Below are 20,555 nucleotides of genomic sequence, written 5' to 3'. Positions count from 1 at the left end.
AAGTGTTAATAAGAACGCCTTTTAGTTGAAAAATTCACAGAAAATCAAGTTAAAAAAGACAATTTATAGCATATTAATATTTAATTTTACAGCCTTTAAAAATAAGAAACACACAACCCATTTTATATACAATGAAAACAGACGCATTTGCATTAAGACACATTGGCCCAAGAGAAGATGATGTAGCACACATGTTAAAGACAATTGGCGCAGCTACGCTGGATCAATTAATTGACGAAACGATTCCAAGTGATATTCGATTAAAATCTGATTTGGATTTGGAACCAGCTATGACTGAGTATGAATTTGCAAATCACATTCAAAAACTGGGAAATAAAAATAAAGTTTTCCAATCTTACATTGGTTTAGGATACAATGCAGCGATTATTCCAGCAGTAATTCAAAGAAATATTTTTGAAAACCCGGGATGGTACACCGCCTATACACCTTACCAAGCCGAAATTGCTCAAGGCCGCTTAGAAGCAATATTAAATTTCCAAACAATGGTTATTGAATTGACCGGAATGGAAATTGCAAATGCCTCCTTACTGGATGAAAGTACCGCTGCTGCTGAAGCAATGGCATTACTTTTTGATGTAAGAACTCGCGATCAAAAGAAAAACAACACCAATAAATTCTTCGTTTCCGAAGAAATATTACCACAAACTTTGTCTGTTTTGCAAACGCGTTCCACACCAATTGGAGTTGAACTAGTAGTTGGAAATCATGAATCATTTGATTTTTCAGCAGAATATTTTGGAGCAATACTGCAATATCCTGGAAAATTTGGACAAGTTCATGACTACGCAGCATTTATAGCTAAAGCTGCTGAAAACGAAATCAAAGTAGCAGTTGCTGCTGATATTTTGAGTCTGGTAAAACTAACTCCTCCAGGAGAAATGGGTGCAGCAGTTGTTCTTGGAACCACACAACGTTTTGGTATTCCTCTAGGGTATGGTGGTCCACACGCCGCTTTTTTCGCCACTAAAGAAGAGTATAAAAGAAGTATGCCAGGAAGAATCATTGGTGTAACTGTAGACACTGATGGAAACCGCGCCTTGCGTATGGCGTTGCAAACTCGTGAGCAACACATCAAACGTGATAAAGCAACTTCAAATATCTGTACCGCTCAGGTATTATTGTCTGTTATGGCAGGAATGTATTCTGTATATCATGGTCCTAAAGGCCTACAATATATCGCTAATAAAGTACATGCCTCTACAGCAACATTAGCAAATGCGTTGACACAATTGGGTTACGAGCAAACCAATACGGCTTACTTTGACACGATAGTTATAAAAGCAGATTCCAAAAAAGTAAAGGCAATCGCAGAAGAAAATGAAATTAATTTTTATTACATCGATGAAAATACTGTTTCAATTTCCTTAAATGAAACTACAAGTATTACCGACTTAAATAAGATACTTACTGTTTTTGCTGATGCAAAAGGGACTCAGGCAACAGCTATTGAAAGTTTATCTACAACGAATCATTTTCCAGAAAATATACTTCGAACGTCAACGTTCTTGCAACACGATGTTTTCAATAAATACCATTCGGAAACCGCTTTAATGCGTTACATCAAAATGCTAGAGAGAAAAGATTTAGCATTGAATCACTCCATGATTTCTTTAGGATCTTGTACTATGAAATTGAATGCTGCTTCAGAAATGTTACCATTAAGCACCGCTCAATGGAACAACATTCACCCATTTGCACCTTTAGATCAAGCTCAAGGGTACCAAGAAATGTTGACTAAATTAGAACAACAATTAAATATAATTACTGGTTTTGCTGGAACTACTTTGCAACCAAATTCAGGTGCGCAAGGAGAATATGCTGGATTAATGGTAATTCGAGCATACCACCTTTCACGTGGAGATCACCACCGAAACATCGCCTTAATTCCATCATCAGCACACGGAACAAATCCTGCGTCTGCTGCTATGGCTGGAATGAAAGTAGTAGTTACAAAAACATTAGAAAACGGAAATATCGATATTGACGATTTACGTGAAAAAGCACTTTTGCACAAAGACAATCTTTCTTGCTTGATGGTTACTTATCCGTCTACTCACGGTGTTTTTGAAAGTGCAATCAAAGAAATCACACAATTAATTCACGATAACGGCGGACAGGTTTATATGGATGGTGCCAATATGAATGCCCAAGTTGGATTGACAAATCCTGCTACAATTGGCGCTGATGTTTGCCATCTAAACTTGCATAAAACATTTGCTATTCCGCACGGAGGTGGTGGCCCAGGTGTAGGCCCTATTTGTGTAGCACCACAGTTGGTTCCATTTTTACCCACAAATCCATTAATCCCAACTGGCGGCGATCAAGCCATTACAGCAATTTCTGCAGCACCTTGGGGTTCTGCACTAGTTTGCTTGATTTCATATGGTTACATCTGTATGCTTGGCGCCGAAGGTTTGAAACAATCAACTGAATATGCCATTCTGAATGCCAACTATATCAAAGAGAAATTAAACGGACACTACGATACGTTGTATTCTGGAGAAATGGGTCGCGCAGCACACGAAATGATTTTAGAGTGTCGTCCGTTTAAAGAAAAAGGAATTGAAGTAACTGATATTGCAAAACGTTTGATGGATTATGGTTTCCACGCTCCTACAGTTTCGTTCCCGGTTGCAGGAACCTTAATGATCGAACCTACTGAAAGTGAAAACTTAGAAGAATTGGATCGTTTTTGTGACGCCATGATTGCAATCCGAAAAGAAATTGAATCTACTACTTTAGACAATCCAAATAACGTATTAAAAAATGCACCGCATACTTTAATGATGGTTACTGCTAATGACTGGGTTTTTCCATACACCCGCGAAAAAGCAGCATTCCCACTAGAATATGTCTCAGAAAATAAATTTTGGCCTACCGTTCGTAGAGCAGATGAAGCATATGGTGACAGAAACTTAGTTTGTTCTTGTGCGCCAATTGAGGCCTATATGGAAAGTTAGTTTTGATCCCAATTATAAGACAAAAATGCCTCGAAAAATTTCGAGGCATTTTTTTTATATAAAAATTTAGACCTATTGTAAAATCTGTAAAACTCCTCAAAATACTTATTTTAGTTATTGATCGCTAAAGAAAATAAATATCACAGCAATAGTATAAAAACATAATAAAATTATCAATAATATTGCCAATAAATTAATATTTCATAATTATATGCACGCATAGTAAATTTTGTGAGTGTTATAATTTAATATTGATTAAATTAGCCTCAAATTTGGAAAATTAACGCAATGAAAATAAAAATAGCTGGAATAGGAAGCTATATTCCTAAGAAAAAAGTAAGCAATACTGACTTTGGCGAACATGTTTTTTTAAATGAAGATGGAACAGCTTTTGGCTATCCTAACGAAGTCGTAATTAAAAAATTTAAAAGCATTACTGGAATCGAACACAGACGCTATGCTGAAGATCATTTAACCTCATCAGACTTGGCGTTTTTTGCAGCTGAGAAAGCAATAGAAAATGCAGAAATCGATCCAGAGACTATTGACTACATCATCTTTGCCCATAATTTTGGCGATGTAAAATACGGTACTACTCAATCGGATATGATTCCGAGTTTAGCTACACGCGTCAAAAATAAACTTCAAATTAAAAACCCAAAATGTGTCGCATACGATATTCTTTTTGGTTGTCCGGGTTGGATTGAAGGTGTACTTCAAGCCAATGCTTTCATCAAATCAGGAATGGCAAAACGATGCTTGGTAATTGGGTCCGAAACACTTTCTAGAGTAGTGGATGCACATGATAGAGATTCCATGATCTACTCTGATGGCGCAGGTGCTTCCATCATCGAAGCTTCAGAGGATGAAACTGGAATGTTATCCTACGAAAGTGCAACTTACGCTATCGACGAAGCACACTATTTGTTTTTTGGAAAATCCTATAATTCAGATTTAGATCCAGACACTCGTTACATCAAAATGTACGGCCGAAAAATATATGAGTTTGCCTTGAGCCAAGTTCCCGCAGCAATGAAAAGTTGCTTGGATGCCAGCGGAATTGGCATTGACGACGTAAAAAAAATCCTGATCCACCAAGCAAATGAAAAAATGGATGAGGCAATCATACATCGTTTTTACAAATTATACAACAGATCAGTTCCTAAAGACATTATGCCCATGAGCATCCACGAACTAGGAAATAGCAGTGTCGCAACGGTTCCTACCCTTTTTGACTTACTAATTCGGGGCGAAATAGAAAATCAGTCCATCAAAAAAGGAGATATTTTGCTCTTTGCTTCCGTTGGCGCTGGAATGAACATCAACGCATTCGTTTACAGATATTAATAGGCTGCAGCAGAGTATTATCAGGAGCTAATCCGGCTATTCACTGCAATTCCTCACTACAAAACTTGTTTTTTTAAGGCGCAAGAAAGCTTCTTTTAGTCGCTTTTTGCGCCTTAAAAAACTATGTTTTTTACTTCCGGGATTTTCGTTGCTATCCGGGCTAAAAAACTATCTTCAAAAACACATTTATTACTATCTTTGTGGGCGCAAATGGAGGAAAACATCATTGTTGTCTCTATAAAAATAACCCCGACAGTGAGCAAGAAATTGCTCCATTACTAACAGTAATTATGTACGAAAAAACATTTCCTAATAAAAGATTCAAACATACTTTAGACTTTTTAAAAAAACACATTCCTACATCTGAAATACTATTTGATTTAGGAGTTCCAAATCCATTCTCAAAAATAATGGAAGAGAATGGCTATCTGGTAAAGAATACAAATGGAGAAGATTTAGACATTAATCAAACTGCACTTCAAACAGAAAGCTACACCGTATTTACCGCTTTTGAAATTTTTGAACATTTACTAAATCCTTATACTATTTTAGAAAACGTAAAGTGCGACAAATTACTTATTTCTATTCCGCTCCGTTTGTGGTTTTCTCCAGCTTATCGCAGTAAAACAGATATGTGGGATCGGCATTACCACGAATTTGAAGATTGGCAATTGGATTGGTTATTAGAAAAAACCGGATGGAAAATTACCGCTCGGGAAAAATTTACACATCCTGTAAAAAAAATTGGTTTTAGACCCTTACTACGCTATTTCACACCAAGGTATTATATCGTTTACGCAGAAAGAATTTCATAGAACTTCCTTTTAGCTCTGAAATAACAAAGACAGCTTTACCAAAGTTTTAAACTTTCACAATACTCGTTAAGGCTTACAAGCAAAATATACAACTAATGGATTATTACATAGTTATACCCGCTCATAATGAAGAGCAATTTATTGCATTAACTTTGGATTCTTTGATATCTCAGACGCTTTTGCCTAAAAAAGTGGTGATTGTCAATGATAATTCTACAGATAAAACAGCCGAAATAGTTTTGGCTTATGCCAAAAATCATCCTTTTATCACTTTAGTTGAAAAAAAATCAAGCGCCATACATTTGCCAGGAAGCAAAGTCATTCAAGCTTTTAACACAGGACTTGAATCAGTAGATGCAAACTATGATGTAATCATGAAGGCAGATGCCGATTTAATTTTCCCCCTAAATTATCTGGAAACTATCAACAAGCATTTTCAATCAGATGTTCGCATTGGTATGGCAGGTGGATTTTGTTATATCGAAAAAAATGGAGAGTGGATTCTTGAAAACTTAACCGACAAAGACCATATTCGCGGCGCCTTAAAAGCATACCGAAAAGAAACATTCCAACAAATAGGTGGCTTAAAAGCTCAAATGGGCTGGGATACCGTTGACGAACTACTCTGTAAATTCTATAATTGGAAAGTGGTAACCGATGCTACTTTGCAAGTAAAGCACTTGAAACCTACAGGAGCAAATTACAACAAAACAGCGCGTTACAAGCAAGGCGAAGCGTTTTACACTTTGGGATACGGATTTATAATCACAGCTATTGCTTCGGCAAAATTAGCCCTAATGAAGAAAAAACCTTTACTTTTTTTAGACTACATCAAGGGTTTTTGGAAAGCGAAAGCTGCCAGAACTCCTTTATTAGTAACTGAAGAACAAGCTAAATTCATTCGAAATTACCGTCTGAAGAAAATGAAAGAAAAAATTTTCTAACTAAACTAAGTACACAAGAAGTATAACTCCTAACTAATTTTGTAAATTAGCCCATAATCACAACACTATGATGCTCATTCGATATATTACGCAAATAGGAAGATACTTCCTCATGCTAAAAGAAATTTTCAACAAACAGACCAAATGGTCCGTTATGAGAAATCTAATTTTTAAAGAAATTGACGATTTGGTGATTGATTCCCTAGGTATTGTAGCCTTCATTTCGTTCTTTGTTGGGGGAGTTGTCGCCATACAAACTGCACTAAACTTGACCAATCCATTAATTCCGAAATACCTTATTGGTTTTGCTACAAGACAATCCGTTATTTTAGAATTTGCTCCTACTTTCATTTCAGTAATTATGGCTGGAAAAATGGGTTCTTTTATAACGTCTAGTATCGGTACCATGCGCGTTACGGAGCAAATTGATGCACTAGAAGTGATGGGTGTCAATTCTCTAAATTATCTTGTGTTTCCTAAAATAATAGCGCTATTATTGTATCCGTTCCTAATTGGAATCGCAATGTTTCTAGGTGTTCTTGGTGGTTGGATGGCCGGTGTATATGGTGGATTTACCTCAAGTGAAGAATTTATAAATGGTGCACAACTAGATTTTATTCCTTTTCATATCGTTTATGCTTTTCTTAAAACATTAATTTTTGCCATGTTGCTAGCAACCATACCTTCATTTCATGGCTACTACATGAAAGGTGGCGCACTCGAAGTAGGTCGTGCCAGTACCGTCGCCTTTGTTTGGACCTCTGTGACCATCATACTTTTCAATTATATATTAACGCAATTGTTATTAGGATCATGATAGAAGTAAAAAATATAGAAAAATCATTTGGTGGCATTAAAATTCTGAAAGGAGTTTCTACTGTTTTTGAAACAGGCAAAACAAATTTGATTATTGGACAAAGTGGATCTGGAAAAACGGTGTTGCTAAAAAGTCTTTTGGGAATACATACTCCGGAATCAGGACAAATATGTTTTGATGGTCGCGTGTACTCTGAGCTAAATCCAGATGAAAAACGAGATTTACGAACTGAAATCGGCATGGTATTTCAAGGAAGTGCTTTGTTTGACTCCATGACAGTTGCTGAGAACGTGGGTTTTCCTTTAAAAATGTTTACCAAAGACAACAATGCAAAAATTCAAGAACGTGTTGACTTCGTTTTAAAAAGAGTCAATTTGACAGATGCACATAAAAAATTACCTTCAGAAATTTCAGGAGGAATGCAAAAAAGGGTTGCCATTGCACGTGCCATTGTGAACAATCCAAAATACTTGTTTTGTGATGAACCCAACTCGGGTTTAGATCCAAATACCGCTATATTAATTGATAATTTGATTAAAGAAATCACCGAAGAATATAACATCACAACGGTCATAAATACACATGACATGAACTCTGTGATGGAAATTGGAGAGAAAATTCTATTCTTAAAAGATGGCTTAAAAGCGTGGGAAGGAAACAAAGAAGAAATTTTCAGAACCGATAATGAGGCTGTCGTTGCCTTTGTTTATTCTTCCAATTTATTCAAAAAAGTACGAGAAGCGTATTTGAAAGAGTAACGCTAACTCGATTTTAACAACTCAACCTCAGCATTAGGATTGAATAAATAGGTTTTTCCAGAACTCATTTCCAGACATTCAAAACGTTTGGTTCTTACTGCTATTTTCTTGAAAATTTTTCCATTTTTAATTCGGAAAACACTTCCATACGGAATTTCAAAAACATAATTTTTATCATTTTGATTATCGTACTGTTTCAGGGCCAATGCCAAAGTTGTATCGGTATCGCTGGTAGCACTTGGATTTCTAAAATGTCTTGCTAGCAAGGGTAATAAATGATTAGGATAAATTTCTGGCCGAATGTATGGTACCATTAATTGCTGAAAAGTATGTTTCCATTCTTGACCATGCGGTTTAATATTACGACCGTATTTCTCAAAAGCTACTAGATGCGCAATTTCATGAATAAGAGTCATAAGGAACCTATATTTATTTAAGCTCCCATTAACTGTTATTTCATGTTTACCACTTAATCCTTTCCTATAATCGCCATGACGTGTAGCGCGTTCATTCACAATTTTTAAATGAACACCATGTGTCACAATCAATTCAAATGCAGGTTTGACAGCGTGATCAGGAAGAAATTTAGCAAGCGTTTCGATCAAAATAATTCAGAATTACGGATTTGTTGAAGAAACTTGCAATACTTTTCCATTAAAGTATTTGTTTCCAGTTAAAGTAAAATCATAAATATAATTTGCCATTTCATTCGCTGATATAGGCGCTTGATAGCCTGGAAAAGCTTCTTCCAGCATTTCGGTTTGCACGGAACCTAATGCCAAAACATTAAAGGAGATGCCACGCTCTTTGTACTCCTCAGCTAATAATTCTGACAAGGTGATTACAGCTCCTTTACTCGAACTATATGCTGCTAATCCCGCAAACTTTAAACTTCCTTGAATGCCTCCCATAGAACTTATAGTCACAACATGACTCCCTTTTTGCAAGTACGGCAAACAAACTCGTGTTAAATTAGCAACTCCAAAAACATTGACTTTGTAAATGCTTTCGAAATCCTCCTGAGTGGTTTCTAGAAAAGGTTTCAACAATAAACTTCCCGCATTATGGATAACTGCATCAACTTGTTTCCAAGACTTGGCCAGAAACTCATTTACTTTATTCAACTCCGATTCATTTGATAAATCTACCGAAAGACAGCTAATTTTTTCATTACTTAATAAAGCTTGCGGAATGTTTCTAGAAATAGCCAATACTTGATGACCAGCTTTCGCAAACTGCAACGCCAATTCAAACCCAATTCCTCTACTAGTTCCAGTAATAATAATATTTTTCATGACACAAAAATAAACAAAAACAACATAAAAAGTACTGCTTCGCATCAAGATTGTTGGACCATAAATATTAAAAAAATCAAGTTAATTTTGCTATTTTTGATTTAGATATCATACTCCAAACTATTTCAAGATGACAGAAAACGTAACATTCGAAATTGCTCAAATCAACGACATTGAAGGGGTATTGGCCTTGCAAGAATTATATCTTGTTGCAAATCTAACTGAAGTCGAAAAAACTGCTGGATTTGTAACCACGCCATTTATAATACCACAACTTCATGAAGTTATTCAAAAACAAGAATTGTTTGTTGCCAAGGACGCCAACAAAATCATTGGGTACATTTTTGCAGGAAGTTGGGATTTTTTTAAGCAGTGGCCCATTTTTGATTACATGAGTACATTACTTCCCGAATTAAAATTTCTAGAATTTAACATTACGTTGACTAATAGTTTTCAATACGGACCGATTTGCATTCATAAAGAATATCGCGGAAATGGATTGATAACGCCACTTTTTGAATTCATGAGAATACACATGCTCACTAAATATCCGCTAGGGTTGACTTTTATTAACAAAAGCAATATCCCTTCGACAAAAGCACATACCGAAAAACTAAATTGGACTATTATTAGTGACTTTCAATTCAATAATAATGACTATTTTATTCTAGCTTACGAAATGAACAGTGCCGTTTCGTAAAGGCTATTTAAAGCAAAATGGTTTCTAGTGTTGATAACAACTTTTTCTATAACTTTATTTGCAACTTCAATAGTTTTATCAACTCTCTCTATCGTTTGAATAATTCACCATGTTAGCAGAAAACTATAAAATTAGGAAAAAAATACAAATACTTTTTTTAAGATAAATGAGGTTTGTATTCTACAGTAGGGATACCTAAATTTTTATAGGATAGTTTTAGTTCGATAATATTTTTTATACACTTTAACCATTTGAAAGAGACCTAAGGCTACAAAAAACAATGGAATAACCACAGGTATGACATATTTAGAAAAGCTTGTAGTGTTTTGAGACAAGACGTTTAGAATCAAAACTAAACTTAGCATACCTGTAAATGTACCTACCAAAGTTCCTACAATATAAAACAGTTTCAACTTACCTTCAATCGAAATATAATTCCCATTCATTAAATAGAGATTCCAACCAGTCCAGAATGGTACTTGTAAAAAATTAATTGCGCTTAAAAAAAAACCGATTAAAAACGGAGAATAGGAAGCATATTTTTCTAAAATTCCTTCTTCAGCCATTGTTTTATTGGAGCTAGCGAAAAAAGAATAGCCTACTATAAAGAGAAATAAAATAGCCAAAAAATCAATGATTTTCATTAGTTTTTTGTTGCTAACCAATTGTTTTGCGAAAATCAACGTGAAATAAATGACAAACATTTCTACAAATACAACACCCAATAAAAATAAAATCAAATTACTTACTCCTAGTTTTGAATATATTTCGAAACCAATTACATTTAAATAACCTAGCGGTATAGAACCAATAAAGCTCACTAAAAAACCAATAAAAATGTTCTTTATAGCTTTCATAATTTTAGAAATTTACAATTTTATTGCTCTGCACTAGGTGCATTCTATACTCTTTCATTCCATCCTTATGCGATAAATAAGTAGCGCCATTTTTATGGTTGGCCACACTTATTTCATACATGTACGTAATGTGACGCGCGAGTTCTCTCCATGCAAAAAACAGTGAATGTTGAGGGTCATAAATATGTGTGGGTTCACTTGCAGCACCATTTAGCTCAACAATAGAAAAATTAATCCCTTGCTCTAATTCCTCGATAGTATTGTACATGACGTCTAATCTGCCGAAATAAAAACCTGGAATTTGCAAACACATTTCATTAATGGTTTGTGTCAATTTTGGAGTTATCCAATGACTTCCATCAATGAATTTTGCTCCTCGAGCATGATTCCCGTACGGCACTAAATTTAATTGTTCGCCTTTTGGGAGAATTTCAAACAACTTTGCACCATATTCTTGTTTCAAAACCTTTAATTGCATTTCGTATCGCGGATTTTCTTTGATTAATTCCTCTACGGTCGAAAATCCGTTTCCAGTAATAATCAGAAATTCTTTGGAAACAATCCCTGTAATTCTGCCTACTTTTTCATGAGGATACCGCACATAAAAGATTCCAACTTCATTCTTGTACGGAATTAAATCCTGCACCACATAATTGAAATTTGCTTTTTCAGCATATTCTTTTAAATCCTGAACAGTGTTAATTTTTTTGACTCCAGATCCTCGCAGTCCTATATCTGGTTTAGCTATCAAGGGGTATTTTATTTTTGATCCTTGAATCGTATTTAAAATTTCTTCCAGAGCAGTTCCTTCCTGTATTAACTCCGTTTTAGGATAATACTGTTGCGGTATCAAATCATAGATTTCTTTTTTGGACTCCATCATAAAACCTCCATTTTTTATAGTGGGATTAGAAGCATTAAAGAAAAAAATAGACTTTGCCTTGATCGAATAATAGGACCACAAAAAATAAATAGGAATATATACAATCTGGAAAGGCCAATATTCCCAGTGGGTAATTTTATGAAAAAATAGTTTCAAAATGTATTTTTTAAACTGTGATAAATGAAGTCGAAAAATCTTGTTGGGCAATCAAATCATAGTGCAAGATACTCACTTTATTTTCCTTCATAACAGCTTGAGTAATACTTAAGGTTTTCATTTCGTTATTTCTATTGATAACTAAGCCATTTTCATCGTTCCCTTCTTCGGTATAGCGATGAAAATCATACATTTCCGACTCTGAAATTTCATAATTCTGATTCATAAAGGTATGGAACCAACTAGCACGTTTTTCCCGAATTGCTGCTGGATATAATGTCGCTGAAGACCAAATATGATTTCTATTTACATCCAAAGTAACAGTCTCTTTCTCTTTTCCGTTCCAGCGCAATTGAAAAAGCGCCTTTTTTTGAAATAAAACTAATGTAAAAGGTTCTATGTTTTCCAAATCAATTTCATTCCAGAAATCCTTTGGCGATGCGCTGCTGATCATTTCTAAAACAATCAAGCCACGGCTTTTTAGATACGGAAATTGTACTTCATGCTTTTCATCAGCACCATTTAAAAGTACCAAAATTACTCCGTCAGCATTAGCAACAAACCACGTTCCTCCTGCTTTTGGATCTTTGGGAAAAATAAGATTTTTGCCATTTACGGTATAACTTCTTGGTGGTATTGCACTTGGTCTTAGTGTTTTTTCGTCCCGATTTGAAGTAATGATAATAGTATCATTCGATTGTACAAAACTTACTGTGCACATTGATTTCTATATTCTATGGTAGATCTGGCTACGCCAAAATTAGGATCAATTGTCACTGTTTCACATTGTAATATTGCAACCTTTATTAGCGCTTGATGATGTATACAATGTTCTAAATTATAAAGCAACTCTCTAAAATAGTTGCTTTCAATACGAATTTCTTCGCCATCAATAATTTGTAACAACTCGATATTTTTATTTTCTTTTTCTAAATTTTGTTGAATTGACACTATATTTTGAATTGCAAATTCAGTGTCAGTTTGAATCAGAACATTGCGTTTTCTTTTGTCATAATTAACAACACCTAAATCATATTGATTTTCAAGACATTGAAACATCTCAATAATATGCCTAGTATGCTCACCAATAGTTGCATTACTCAGTTCCGTACAAGAATTAGAATATTCTTTTTGTGACAATTGATTCAGCAAATCAATCAGTTCATTTAAACTATTATTAATAGAAGGTATTAGCATATTTAAGTTTTAATTCAGTAAATTCATTACTTTAGCTCTGTCTTTAAAAACTAAAGCAATACAGCAAAGAAAAGCAATTAACGCCAAAATAAAAAGCGTCCCGCCATCATTTTTTACTTCAATTCCAAGCACAAACAGATGAGCAAAAATCGCAACAACCAGTATACCGCAACCCATTACAGCGCCAAACAACGTGGTTCTTGGTATTAAAATCAAAATTACCGCAATTAACTCGGCAATTCCAGTACCAATCCTCCCATAAGGTTCTATTCCTAAAGCTGAAAAAATATAAACAGATTCTTCACTCGCCATAAATTTAAAGTACAATGTTTGCGCTAAAATTACTGCTGCCGTAAGTCTCAGCAACCAGAAAAAAAGAGATAATTTCATGATTTCTATTTTTTTAATTTATTATTTTATTCCAATTTGAATCGGCTTTCATCATCAATCCAGATTCATTTTTGTTCCAAATTTTCAATGTATTATTAAAGAAAGCATTGTAAAACAGATACAACTTCCCATTAATAATTTTGTAAGTTTCAGGATTTACAGACACTTTTTCATTAGAGTCGCCCATTGCAAAAGCACACCAACCTCCATACTGGGGCTCGAATTTTGAAGGATTCTTTAAGAAATATTCTTTATTACCTGGCATCGAAAAATAATAAACCACGCCTTCATACGTTGCGGCTATTTCTTTCCTGCCTTTAAGGGCTTTTCCTTGTTTGAAATAAGCCACAGGATCATAACCTTGAATAGCCACATTTTTTTCGAGATTAAAATGAGTCATTCGTTTGCTGGCCTTTTGCGCAAAGCCAGAAAGTGCAAACAATACAAATACAACAAACAATAGCTTTTTCATGATTATTTATTTAAAGATTTTGCAACAGCAATCAACAAATCATTTGAAATTCTATTTTTGAAATTTGGTGCGATGTGTTCAAATTCAATTTCAGTATTTACATTTAAAAGAAACACTGCCGGTACGGGCAAAAAAGAATTATTCACACCATCAGAACCTTTAGCAATTGTAGCCTTATAATTTTCTGGAGCTTGAAATGCAATACCCACGGATTTCGATAATTCGCCTGTACTGTCTGACAATAACAAATAATTTAATTTTTCTTTATCATTCGTAACCTTCAAGCTTGCTGGAGCATCAGGACTTATTGCTATAATTTGATATCCCAAATCTAGTAATTCTTTTTCGGCTTCAGCCAAAGCTGCTAAATGAGCATTACAGTAAGGGCACCAACCACCACGGTAAAAAACTAAAACTGTTTTTTTCTTACTGATTAGTTCCGTTAAATCAACATCTGTATTTTCTACAGATTTCAAAGTGACATTAGGGATTTTTTCACCAATAAGTAACGGAGCGATTTCTGTCGCTAGTTTCGGTAAATTATTTTGGGCATGAGCAGATAATCCAATTGCCATAAATGCCAGACAAATTATTTTTTTCATAGTGTTACATTTTGAAGTTGTAAAACTACTTTGCTATTTCGAAATGATTTGTCGGCTATGTTACAGTTCAAGTAAAATAATTACAATTTACTGATGTCTGTTATTATTATTTCTTTCCTACTGTAAATAATAGTGCCATTTGTTTCCATTTCATTCAGCAAATGGGTAGCGGTCTGTCTCGAAGTGCAAATGATTTGTGCAATATCGTTTTGGGTCAGGTAATTTTCAATAACAACTTTATTCCCTACTCTTTCGCCCTCTTGATCAGCCCAATCTTTTAGGAACTGAAACAATCTGGTTTTGGCATCTTTAGAAATCAGATTAGCATAACTGTTCTTAATGCGTTTCATCTTGAGACCTACAAACTTTGTGTAGGACAATGCAAGACTTGGATTTCTAAGTAATAAATCTTCAAAATCAGACATTAGAAAACTACAAATAGCAACATCATCGGAAAGCACTTTTGCATATTCATTGACTTGGCTGTCTGCCTCCAGAGTCAATTCTCCAAATAAATCTCCTTTTTGAATAATATCCTTTATAGTTTCGTTTCCGTCTTCATCAACTGCAACAATCTTTATATTCCCTTTTTTAAGCAAAAAAATTCTTGGCAAATCTGATGAAGAAAAATAAATAATTTCGCCTTTTTGCGCTTTTTTAAAACCAGTAATAATACACAATTGTCTGATTTGTCCAAAACTCAACGTTCTAAACAATTTGTGATCACGCAAATACCAATACTTTAAATCTTCGTACATAAAAATTTATTTTAGTAAATGTATTAAAAAAAAAGCCCTTTCTAACCGAAATTAGAAAGGGCTTAAACAGCTATTTTATTCTCTTTACGAAACCAAACCTCTTGAAATAACGATACGTTGAATCTCTGAAGTACCTTCGTATATCTGTGTAATCTTAGAATCACGCATCATACGCTCTACATGATATTCAGCTACGTAACCGTTTCCTCCATGAATTTGAACCGCTTCGTTAGCTACCTCAAGAGCAATTTCTGAAGCATATAATTTTGCCATTGCACCAGAGTGCGCAATATCTTTACCTTCATCTTTTTCACAAGCAGCTTTCATTACTAATAATTTAGCAGCAGTAACTTTTACGTACATATCCGCTAATTTAAAGGCAATCGCTTGATGATTGAAAATCTCTTTTCCAAATGCTTTTCTTTCTTTTGAATATTTCAAAGCTATTTCATAAGCTCCTGTTGCGATTCCTAATGCCTGAGATGCAATACCGATTCTACCTCCGTTTAATACGTTCATTGCAAAAGCAAACCCAAAACCATCCTCACCTATCCTGTTTTCTTTCGGAACCTTTACATCGGTAAACATAAGTGAATGTGTATCACTACCACGAATTCCCATTTTCTTTTCTTTTGGACCAATATCAAAACCAGCCCAACCTTTTTCAACTATAAAAGCATTGATACCCTTATGTCCTTTTTCAACATCTGTTTGTGCAATTACTAAATAGGTTGATGCAGTACTTCCATTTGTAATCCAGTTTTTAGTTCCGTTTAACAAATAATGATCGCCTTTATCAATTGCTGTCGTTTTTTGAGAAGTTGCATCACTTCCTGCTTCTGGCTCAGACAAACAAAACGCTCCTATTACTTCACCTTTAGCCAGAGGCACAAGATATTTCATTTTTTGTTCTTCTGAACAATATTTCTCCATCCCAGCACAAACTAGTGAGTTGTTTACAGACATAATCACTGCCGCAGACGCATCAATTTTAGCAATTTCGGTCATTGCAAGCACGTAAGAAATACTGTCTAGACCTGACCCACCGTATTTAGGATCTACCATCATACCCATAAAGCCTAAATCAGCCATCATTTTTACTTGCTCCGTAGGAAATTTTGAATGTTCATCACGTTCAATAACGCCCGGTAATAATTCTGCTACAGCAAAATCTTTAGCGGCTTGCTGAATCATTAAATGCTCTTCAGTTAGATTAAAATCCATATTTTTGTTCTAGATTAATTGTTCTTAAATTCGTCCACAAAAGTAATTATTAAATATCAGATTTCAAACGTTTTCGTAATTTTAGCCTATGTTTAAAGAAAAGTATAAAGTAATAGGAGTTATGTCTGGAACTTCGCTTGACGGAGTTGATTTGGCACACATTGATTTTACCATACAAAATAATAAATGGGGATTTGAAATCTTACACTCTGAAACCGTACCCTACACCGCTGACTGGTTAAACAAATTGAAAATAGCAGTATCTTTCAAGAATGCAGCTCTCGAAAATCTGAACCAAGACTACACGCAATATTTAGGTTCGATTATTTCTAATTTTATCAAAAAACACAACATAAAAAACCTTGACGCAGTTTGCTCTCACGGACACACTGTTTTACACCAACCTCAAAAAGGTCTTACCCTGCAAATTGGTAACTTAGCAGAAATATCTACTGAAACAGAACAAACAGTAGTTTGTGATTTTAGAGTTCAAGATGTTCAACTTGGTGGCCAGGGTGCGCCTTTAGTGCCTATTGGTGATCAAATGTTATTTCCACAATACGACTATTGCATGAATTTAGGGGGCTTTTCTAATGTTTCCTTTGAGCAGAATGGTAACCGAATAGCATTTGACATTTCGCCAGTGAATACGGTTTTAAATTTTTATGCCAATCAATTGGATTTGGATTATGATGATAAGGGCGCACTCGCGAGAACAGGAACCTGCAATCACTCCTTGCTAAATGAATTAAACAGAGTCAAGTTCTATCAAAGAAAACATCCAAAATCACTTGGATTCGAATTTGTAAAGGAAACTATCTTTCCTATAATGAATAGCTATTCTTTACCTATTGTAGACTTTTTAAATACATTCGCAGAACATGTAGCCATGCAGATTGCAATGGCTTTACCTAATAAAAACGCAACTCTTTTTATTACTGGTGGTGGCGCTTACAATGATTTTCTTATCGAAAGAATACAATTTCACTTACCTGAAATGAAAATCACAATTCCGCCTGCTGAAATTTTAGAATTCAAGGAAGCGTTGATTTTTGCATTACTTGGCGTGTTGAAATTAAGACAAGAGATTAATGTTCTGAGCAGTGTGACAGGAGCTTTGAAGGACCACAGCTCTGGAGTTATTTATCAAAATAAATATATTCCCTCCTAATTTTAAGTATTCAATCAATTATAACCCAAATTTCATCACCTATTTATGGAATCCCTATTTTTATTACTGCAACTGATTTAAAATTGTTCAGTACATTTGTATTTTAATTAAACCCCTAAAATTTATTTTTATGAAAAAACTAGTATCATTAATCACCCTTGTACTATTATTACAATTTAGCAACGCTACTGCACAACAAAACTTTATAGTGAACGGTGTACAAGTTCCAAGAACATTAGATTTTAAAGGGAAAACACTGGCATTGAACGGCGTAGGAGAGCGCTCAAAATTTTTTACAGATCTTTATGTTCAAGCTTTATACTTAACGAAATATTCGTCAGATGCAAAGCAAATATTAGACAGTGAAACTGAAATGGCAATCACATTGCATATTACTTCCTCTTTAATTAGCTCTAAAAAGTTATCAAAAGCTTTAGCGAAAGGCATGGAGAAATCAGTAGGTGCTGAGGGAATGTTAAAATTCAACAAAGAGATTACTGAACTTGAAGCATTATTAAGTACTGAAGATACTAAAATTGGTGACATCTTTGAATTAACTTTCAATTCTCTTGATGAATCGCTTTGGATTACAAAAAACAAAAGCTACAAAGGGAATATTAAAGGTATTGAATTTAAAAAAGCTTTTTTCGGAATTTGGTTGTCAGAAAATCCAGTTGATAAGGATTTAAAAGATGCTTTATTAGGTAAAAATTAGGAAAACAATCTTTTACAAATTTTTAAAACAATAAACATTTCGCATAATTCCTTTTTTTATATTTGCCAAAAATAAACATATCGCAACAAATGAAAGATTTATTAAATAAATTCGAAAATAAAGAGCCTGAAATAGTTTTCCATTGGAAAGATGCCGAAACAGAAGCCGAAGGTTGGACTGTGATCAATTCACTGCGAGGTGGTGCAGCTGGCGGTGGAACTCGAATGAGAAAAGGGTTGGATATGAATGAAGTTTTGTCATTGGCAAAGACCATGGAAGTCAAATTTTCTGTTTCTGGTCCCGCAATAGGTGGTGCTAAATCTGGAATTAATTTTGACCCAAATGATCCAAGAAAAAAAGGTGTTTTGCAACGTTGGTACAAAGCCGTTTCTCCATTATTAAAAAGTTATTATGGAACTGGTGGTGATTTAAATGTTGATGAAATCCACGAGGTTATTCCAATGACTGAAGAATGTGGTGTATGGCATCCTCAAGAAGGTGTATTTAACGGACACTTCAAACCTACAGAGGCTGATAAAATAAATAGAATTGGACAATTGCGTCAAGGCGTAGTAAAAGTGATTGAAAATCCAAAATTTTCTCCTGATGTTGCAAAAAAGTATACAGTAGCCGATATGATTACTGGTTACGGCGTTGCCGAAGCAGTTCGTAATTATTACGCTATTTATGGCGGTGATGTAAAAGGAAAAAAGGCTATTGTACAAGGTTTTGGTAACGTAGGATCTGCTGCTGCTTTTTACTTAGCCGAAATGGGTGCACAGGTAATTGGTATCATTGATCGCGATGGCGGTTTGATTAATGAAAATGGATTCTCATTTGAGGAAATAAGAGCTTTGTTTCTGGCAAAAGACGGAAACAAATTGGTTGCTGAGAACATGATTCCGTTTGAAGAAATCAATCAAAGAATATGGTCTATTGGCGCTGAAATATTTACGCCTTGCGCTGCTTCTAGATTGGTAACACAATCCCAAATAGACAGTTTAATTGCCAATGGACTTGAAGTTATTTCTTGTGGCGCCAATGTTCCTTTCGCTGATAAAGAAATTTTCTTTGGACCAATAATGGAAGACGTAGATCACAAAGTGAGTTTAATTCCTGACTTTATATCAAACTGTGGTATGGCACGCGTTTTTGCCTACTTCATGGAAAAGAAAGTACAAATGACTGATGAGGCTATTTTCTTGGACACCTCTGAAATCATAAAAAAAGCGATAGAAAGAGCCTATCAATTAAATCCAAGTAAAACAAATATTAGCGCTACTGCTTTTGAAATTGCACTGAAGCAATTGACTTAATTTAAAAATTACTCTTAATAAGAATCACATAAGGGATTTAGTAGATGTAACAATCTTCTAGATCCCTTTCTTATTTTTGATAGTTTCTCCAGCCCTTCTTTTTTATAATCCCAATGTCGCTTTTTACTCTAAACAATTTTTAGTACTTTTCAACGTTTTTTAGTAATAGACTTTTTTAAAATTTAAAATACAAATGAATTCCACCATTTCATCAGATCAAAAGAAATCATTAGTCTTTACCATTCTTTTGTATGCGACAATGTTGTTAATTTTATTTTTCATACGATTTTGGCCTCCCGCAAACATCGATCAACTTGCTGGCGGTGGTGGCGGTGGTGGTGTTACAGTAAACTTTGGAGATAGTGACTTGGGTTCGGGTGCGAATTACAAAAGCGAAGTATTAGAAGTAAAAAATCAAACTAAGCAAGTTCCAACAAAATCAATTCCCGAAGAAGCTATTTTATCACAAGAAAACAGTACCGAAGAAAGTGTTGTGATTCCGATTAAAGAAAAAACCAAAAAACCTACCGTTGTCATAAAACCAGAAACTAAACCGGTTGCGGTAAAACCTAAAGTTTCAAGTAATACTAATGATGCTTTATCCAGTATCTTAAAAGGCTCTAATAAAGGTGGCGATGGCGATGACAAAGCAGCAGGAAACAAAGGAAAAGCTAACGGAAGCTTGAGTTCTAATGGCTATTATGGAACAGGTGGTTCTGGTGGCGGAACTGGTGGCGGAAACGGCACTGGAACCGGAGTAGGAACCGGTAGCGGATATGGATCTGGAAGTGGTGGTGGTTCAGGAAGTGGTTCAGGAGGAGGAATTGGTTATTCATTAGGAAACCGAAAAGCAGTATCTAAACCAGCCCCAAAATACACTTGTAACGAACAAGGAAAAGTAGTAGTAGAAGTTTCAGTAGATCGTAACGGGAGAACTACTAGTGCGATAGCAGGAATAAAAGGAACTACTAACACTGCCAGTTGCTTGCTAGAACAAGCAAAAATAGCAGCGATGAATACGAGATGGGATGCTAGCAGCGATGCTCCTGAAAAACAAGTTGGCAAAATTGTTTATAATTTCAATTTGAATTAATGTGTTAACACCTATTTACAGGTAACAATGACACTTTTCAACACTTACATGAATTTGCGTGAGG

The 20,555-nt window shown here is 34.8% G+C and carries 22 protein-coding genes; 11 read left to right on the top strand and 11 right to left on the bottom strand.

The window, feature by feature from the left end; all coding sequences use genetic code 11:
* Positions 1 to 131: 131 nt before the first annotated feature.
* The 6 genes from gcvP (at position 132) to AC061C_RS05325 (ending at position 7,662) form a co-directional block, all read left to right on the top strand.
* Entirely contained in the window at positions 132 to 2,981 is a 2,850-nt protein-coding gene (gcvP, locus tag AC061C_RS05350) for an aminomethyl-transferring glycine dehydrogenase (RefSeq protein WP_478290327.1), read from the top strand.
* A 288-nt stretch (positions 2,982 to 3,269) separates the two neighbouring features.
* Complete coding sequence (locus AC061C_RS05345; protein WP_478290326.1) at positions 3,270 to 4,328, top strand: 3-oxoacyl-ACP synthase III family protein; 1,059 nt, start codon at positions 3,270 to 3,272, stop codon at positions 4,326 to 4,328.
* A gap of 290 nt (positions 4,329 to 4,618) precedes the next feature.
* Positions 4,619 to 5,143: a methyltransferase gene (locus AC061C_RS05340; RefSeq protein WP_478290383.1), complete on the top strand. Its 525-nt coding sequence runs from the start codon at positions 4,619 to 4,621 to the stop codon at positions 5,141 to 5,143.
* Between the two features lie 95 nt (positions 5,144 to 5,238).
* Positions 5,239 to 6,087, top strand: a complete 849-nt coding sequence (locus tag AC061C_RS05335; RefSeq protein WP_478290325.1) for a glycosyltransferase family 2 protein — start codon at positions 5,239 to 5,241, stop codon at positions 6,085 to 6,087.
* Between the two features lie 67 nt (positions 6,088 to 6,154).
* Complete coding sequence (locus tag AC061C_RS05330; RefSeq protein WP_478290324.1) at positions 6,155 to 6,904, top strand: MlaE family ABC transporter permease; 750 nt, start codon at positions 6,155 to 6,157, stop codon at positions 6,902 to 6,904.
* Entirely contained in the window at positions 6,901 to 7,662 is a 762-nt protein-coding gene (locus AC061C_RS05325; protein ID WP_309755457.1) for an ABC transporter ATP-binding protein, read from the top strand. Before AC061C_RS05330 ends, AC061C_RS05325 begins: the two co-directional genes overlap by 4 nt.
* 2 nt (positions 7,663 to 7,664) lie before the next feature.
* On the opposite strand, the gene AC061C_RS05320 is transcribed toward AC061C_RS05325, so the two are convergent.
* Positions 7,665 to 8,267: a SprT-like domain-containing protein gene (locus AC061C_RS05320; protein ID WP_417969070.1), complete on the bottom strand. Its 603-nt coding sequence runs from the start codon at positions 8,265 to 8,267 to the stop codon at positions 7,665 to 7,667.
* A gap of 12 nt (positions 8,268 to 8,279) precedes the next feature.
* On the bottom strand, positions 8,280 to 8,957 hold the full coding sequence (locus AC061C_RS05315) for an SDR family NAD(P)-dependent oxidoreductase (protein WP_478290323.1): 678 nt from the start codon (positions 8,955 to 8,957) through the stop codon (positions 8,280 to 8,282).
* Between the two features lie 130 nt (positions 8,958 to 9,087).
* On the opposite strand from AC061C_RS05315, the gene AC061C_RS05310 reads away from it, so the two are divergent.
* Positions 9,088 to 9,657, top strand: a complete 570-nt coding sequence (locus AC061C_RS05310) for a GNAT family acetyltransferase (RefSeq protein ID WP_478290322.1) — start codon at positions 9,088 to 9,090, stop codon at positions 9,655 to 9,657.
* Positions 9,658 to 9,860: 203 nt separating this feature from the next.
* Here the strand turns inward: AC061C_RS05310 and AC061C_RS05305 are convergent, their stop codons facing one another.
* The 9 genes from AC061C_RS05305 to AC061C_RS05265 form a co-directional block, all read right to left on the bottom strand.
* Positions 9,861 to 10,514 carry a hypothetical protein gene (locus tag AC061C_RS05305; RefSeq protein ID WP_478290321.1) on the bottom strand — a complete coding sequence of 218 codons (654 nt, stop codon included), beginning with the start codon at positions 10,512 to 10,514 and terminating at the stop codon, positions 9,861 to 9,863.
* 4 nt (positions 10,515 to 10,518) lie between these two features.
* Positions 10,519 to 11,553, bottom strand: a complete 1,035-nt coding sequence (locus AC061C_RS05300; RefSeq protein ID WP_478290320.1) for a D-alanine--D-alanine ligase — start codon at positions 11,551 to 11,553, stop codon at positions 10,519 to 10,521.
* A 10-nt stretch (positions 11,554 to 11,563) separates the two neighbouring features.
* Positions 11,564 to 12,274: an NRDE family protein gene (locus AC061C_RS05295; RefSeq protein ID WP_478290319.1), complete on the bottom strand. Its 711-nt coding sequence runs from the start codon at positions 12,272 to 12,274 to the stop codon at positions 11,564 to 11,566.
* Entirely contained in the window at positions 12,262 to 12,750 is a 489-nt protein-coding gene (locus AC061C_RS05290; protein WP_309755440.1) for a DinB family protein, read from the bottom strand. The genes AC061C_RS05295 and AC061C_RS05290 overlap by 13 nt, the downstream gene beginning before the upstream one ends.
* A 9-nt stretch (positions 12,751 to 12,759) precedes the next feature.
* The gene (locus tag AC061C_RS05285) at positions 12,760 to 13,140 is read right to left on the bottom strand and encodes a DoxX family protein (protein ID WP_478290318.1); all 381 of its coding nucleotides are present in this window, start codon (positions 13,138 to 13,140) and stop codon (positions 12,760 to 12,762) included.
* Between the two features lie 13 nt (positions 13,141 to 13,153).
* Positions 13,154 to 13,612, bottom strand: coding sequence for a YHS domain-containing (seleno)protein (locus AC061C_RS05280; protein WP_478290317.1), 459 nt, complete (start codon positions 13,610 to 13,612; stop codon positions 13,154 to 13,156).
* 2 nt (positions 13,613 to 13,614) lie between these two features.
* Entirely contained in the window at positions 13,615 to 14,214 is a 600-nt protein-coding gene (locus tag AC061C_RS05275; RefSeq protein ID WP_478290316.1) for a peroxiredoxin-like family protein, read from the bottom strand.
* Positions 14,215 to 14,294: 80 nt separating this feature from the next.
* The gene (locus AC061C_RS05270; RefSeq protein WP_478290315.1) at positions 14,295 to 14,972 is read right to left on the bottom strand and encodes a Crp/Fnr family transcriptional regulator; all 678 of its coding nucleotides are present in this window, start codon (positions 14,970 to 14,972) and stop codon (positions 14,295 to 14,297) included.
* A gap of 84 nt (positions 14,973 to 15,056) precedes the next feature.
* Positions 15,057 to 16,196: an acyl-CoA dehydrogenase family protein gene (locus tag AC061C_RS05265; RefSeq protein WP_309755427.1), complete on the bottom strand. Its 1,140-nt coding sequence runs from the start codon at positions 16,194 to 16,196 to the stop codon at positions 15,057 to 15,059.
* An 88-nt stretch (positions 16,197 to 16,284) separates the two neighbouring features.
* On the opposite strand from AC061C_RS05265, the gene AC061C_RS05260 reads away from it, so the two are divergent.
* From AC061C_RS05260 to AC061C_RS05245, 4 genes are all read left to right on the top strand, one after another.
* Positions 16,285 to 17,367 carry an anhydro-N-acetylmuramic acid kinase gene (locus AC061C_RS05260; RefSeq protein WP_478290314.1) on the top strand — a complete coding sequence of 361 codons (1,083 nt, stop codon included), beginning with the start codon at positions 16,285 to 16,287 and terminating at the stop codon, positions 17,365 to 17,367.
* A gap of 130 nt (positions 17,368 to 17,497) precedes the next feature.
* Entirely contained in the window at positions 17,498 to 18,082 is a 585-nt protein-coding gene (locus tag AC061C_RS05255; RefSeq protein ID WP_478290313.1) for a chalcone isomerase family protein, read from the top strand.
* An 89-nt stretch (positions 18,083 to 18,171) separates the two neighbouring features.
* Positions 18,172 to 19,398 (top strand): Glu/Leu/Phe/Val dehydrogenase dimerization domain-containing protein, encoded by a 1,227-nt coding sequence (locus AC061C_RS05250; protein WP_417943951.1) that lies wholly within the window; start codon positions 18,172 to 18,174, stop codon positions 19,396 to 19,398.
* Positions 19,399 to 19,591: 193 nt separating this feature from the next.
* Complete coding sequence (locus tag AC061C_RS05245; RefSeq protein ID WP_478290312.1) at positions 19,592 to 20,491, top strand: energy transducer TonB; 900 nt, start codon at positions 19,592 to 19,594, stop codon at positions 20,489 to 20,491.
* The last annotated feature ends 64 nt before the right edge of the window (positions 20,492 to 20,555 follow it).

The sequence above is a fragment of the Flavobacterium sp. GNP010 genome (assembly GCF_056428945.1).
The sequence above is the reverse complement of the archived record's forward strand: the minus strand, read 5'-3'. Positions and strand labels throughout refer to the sequence as shown.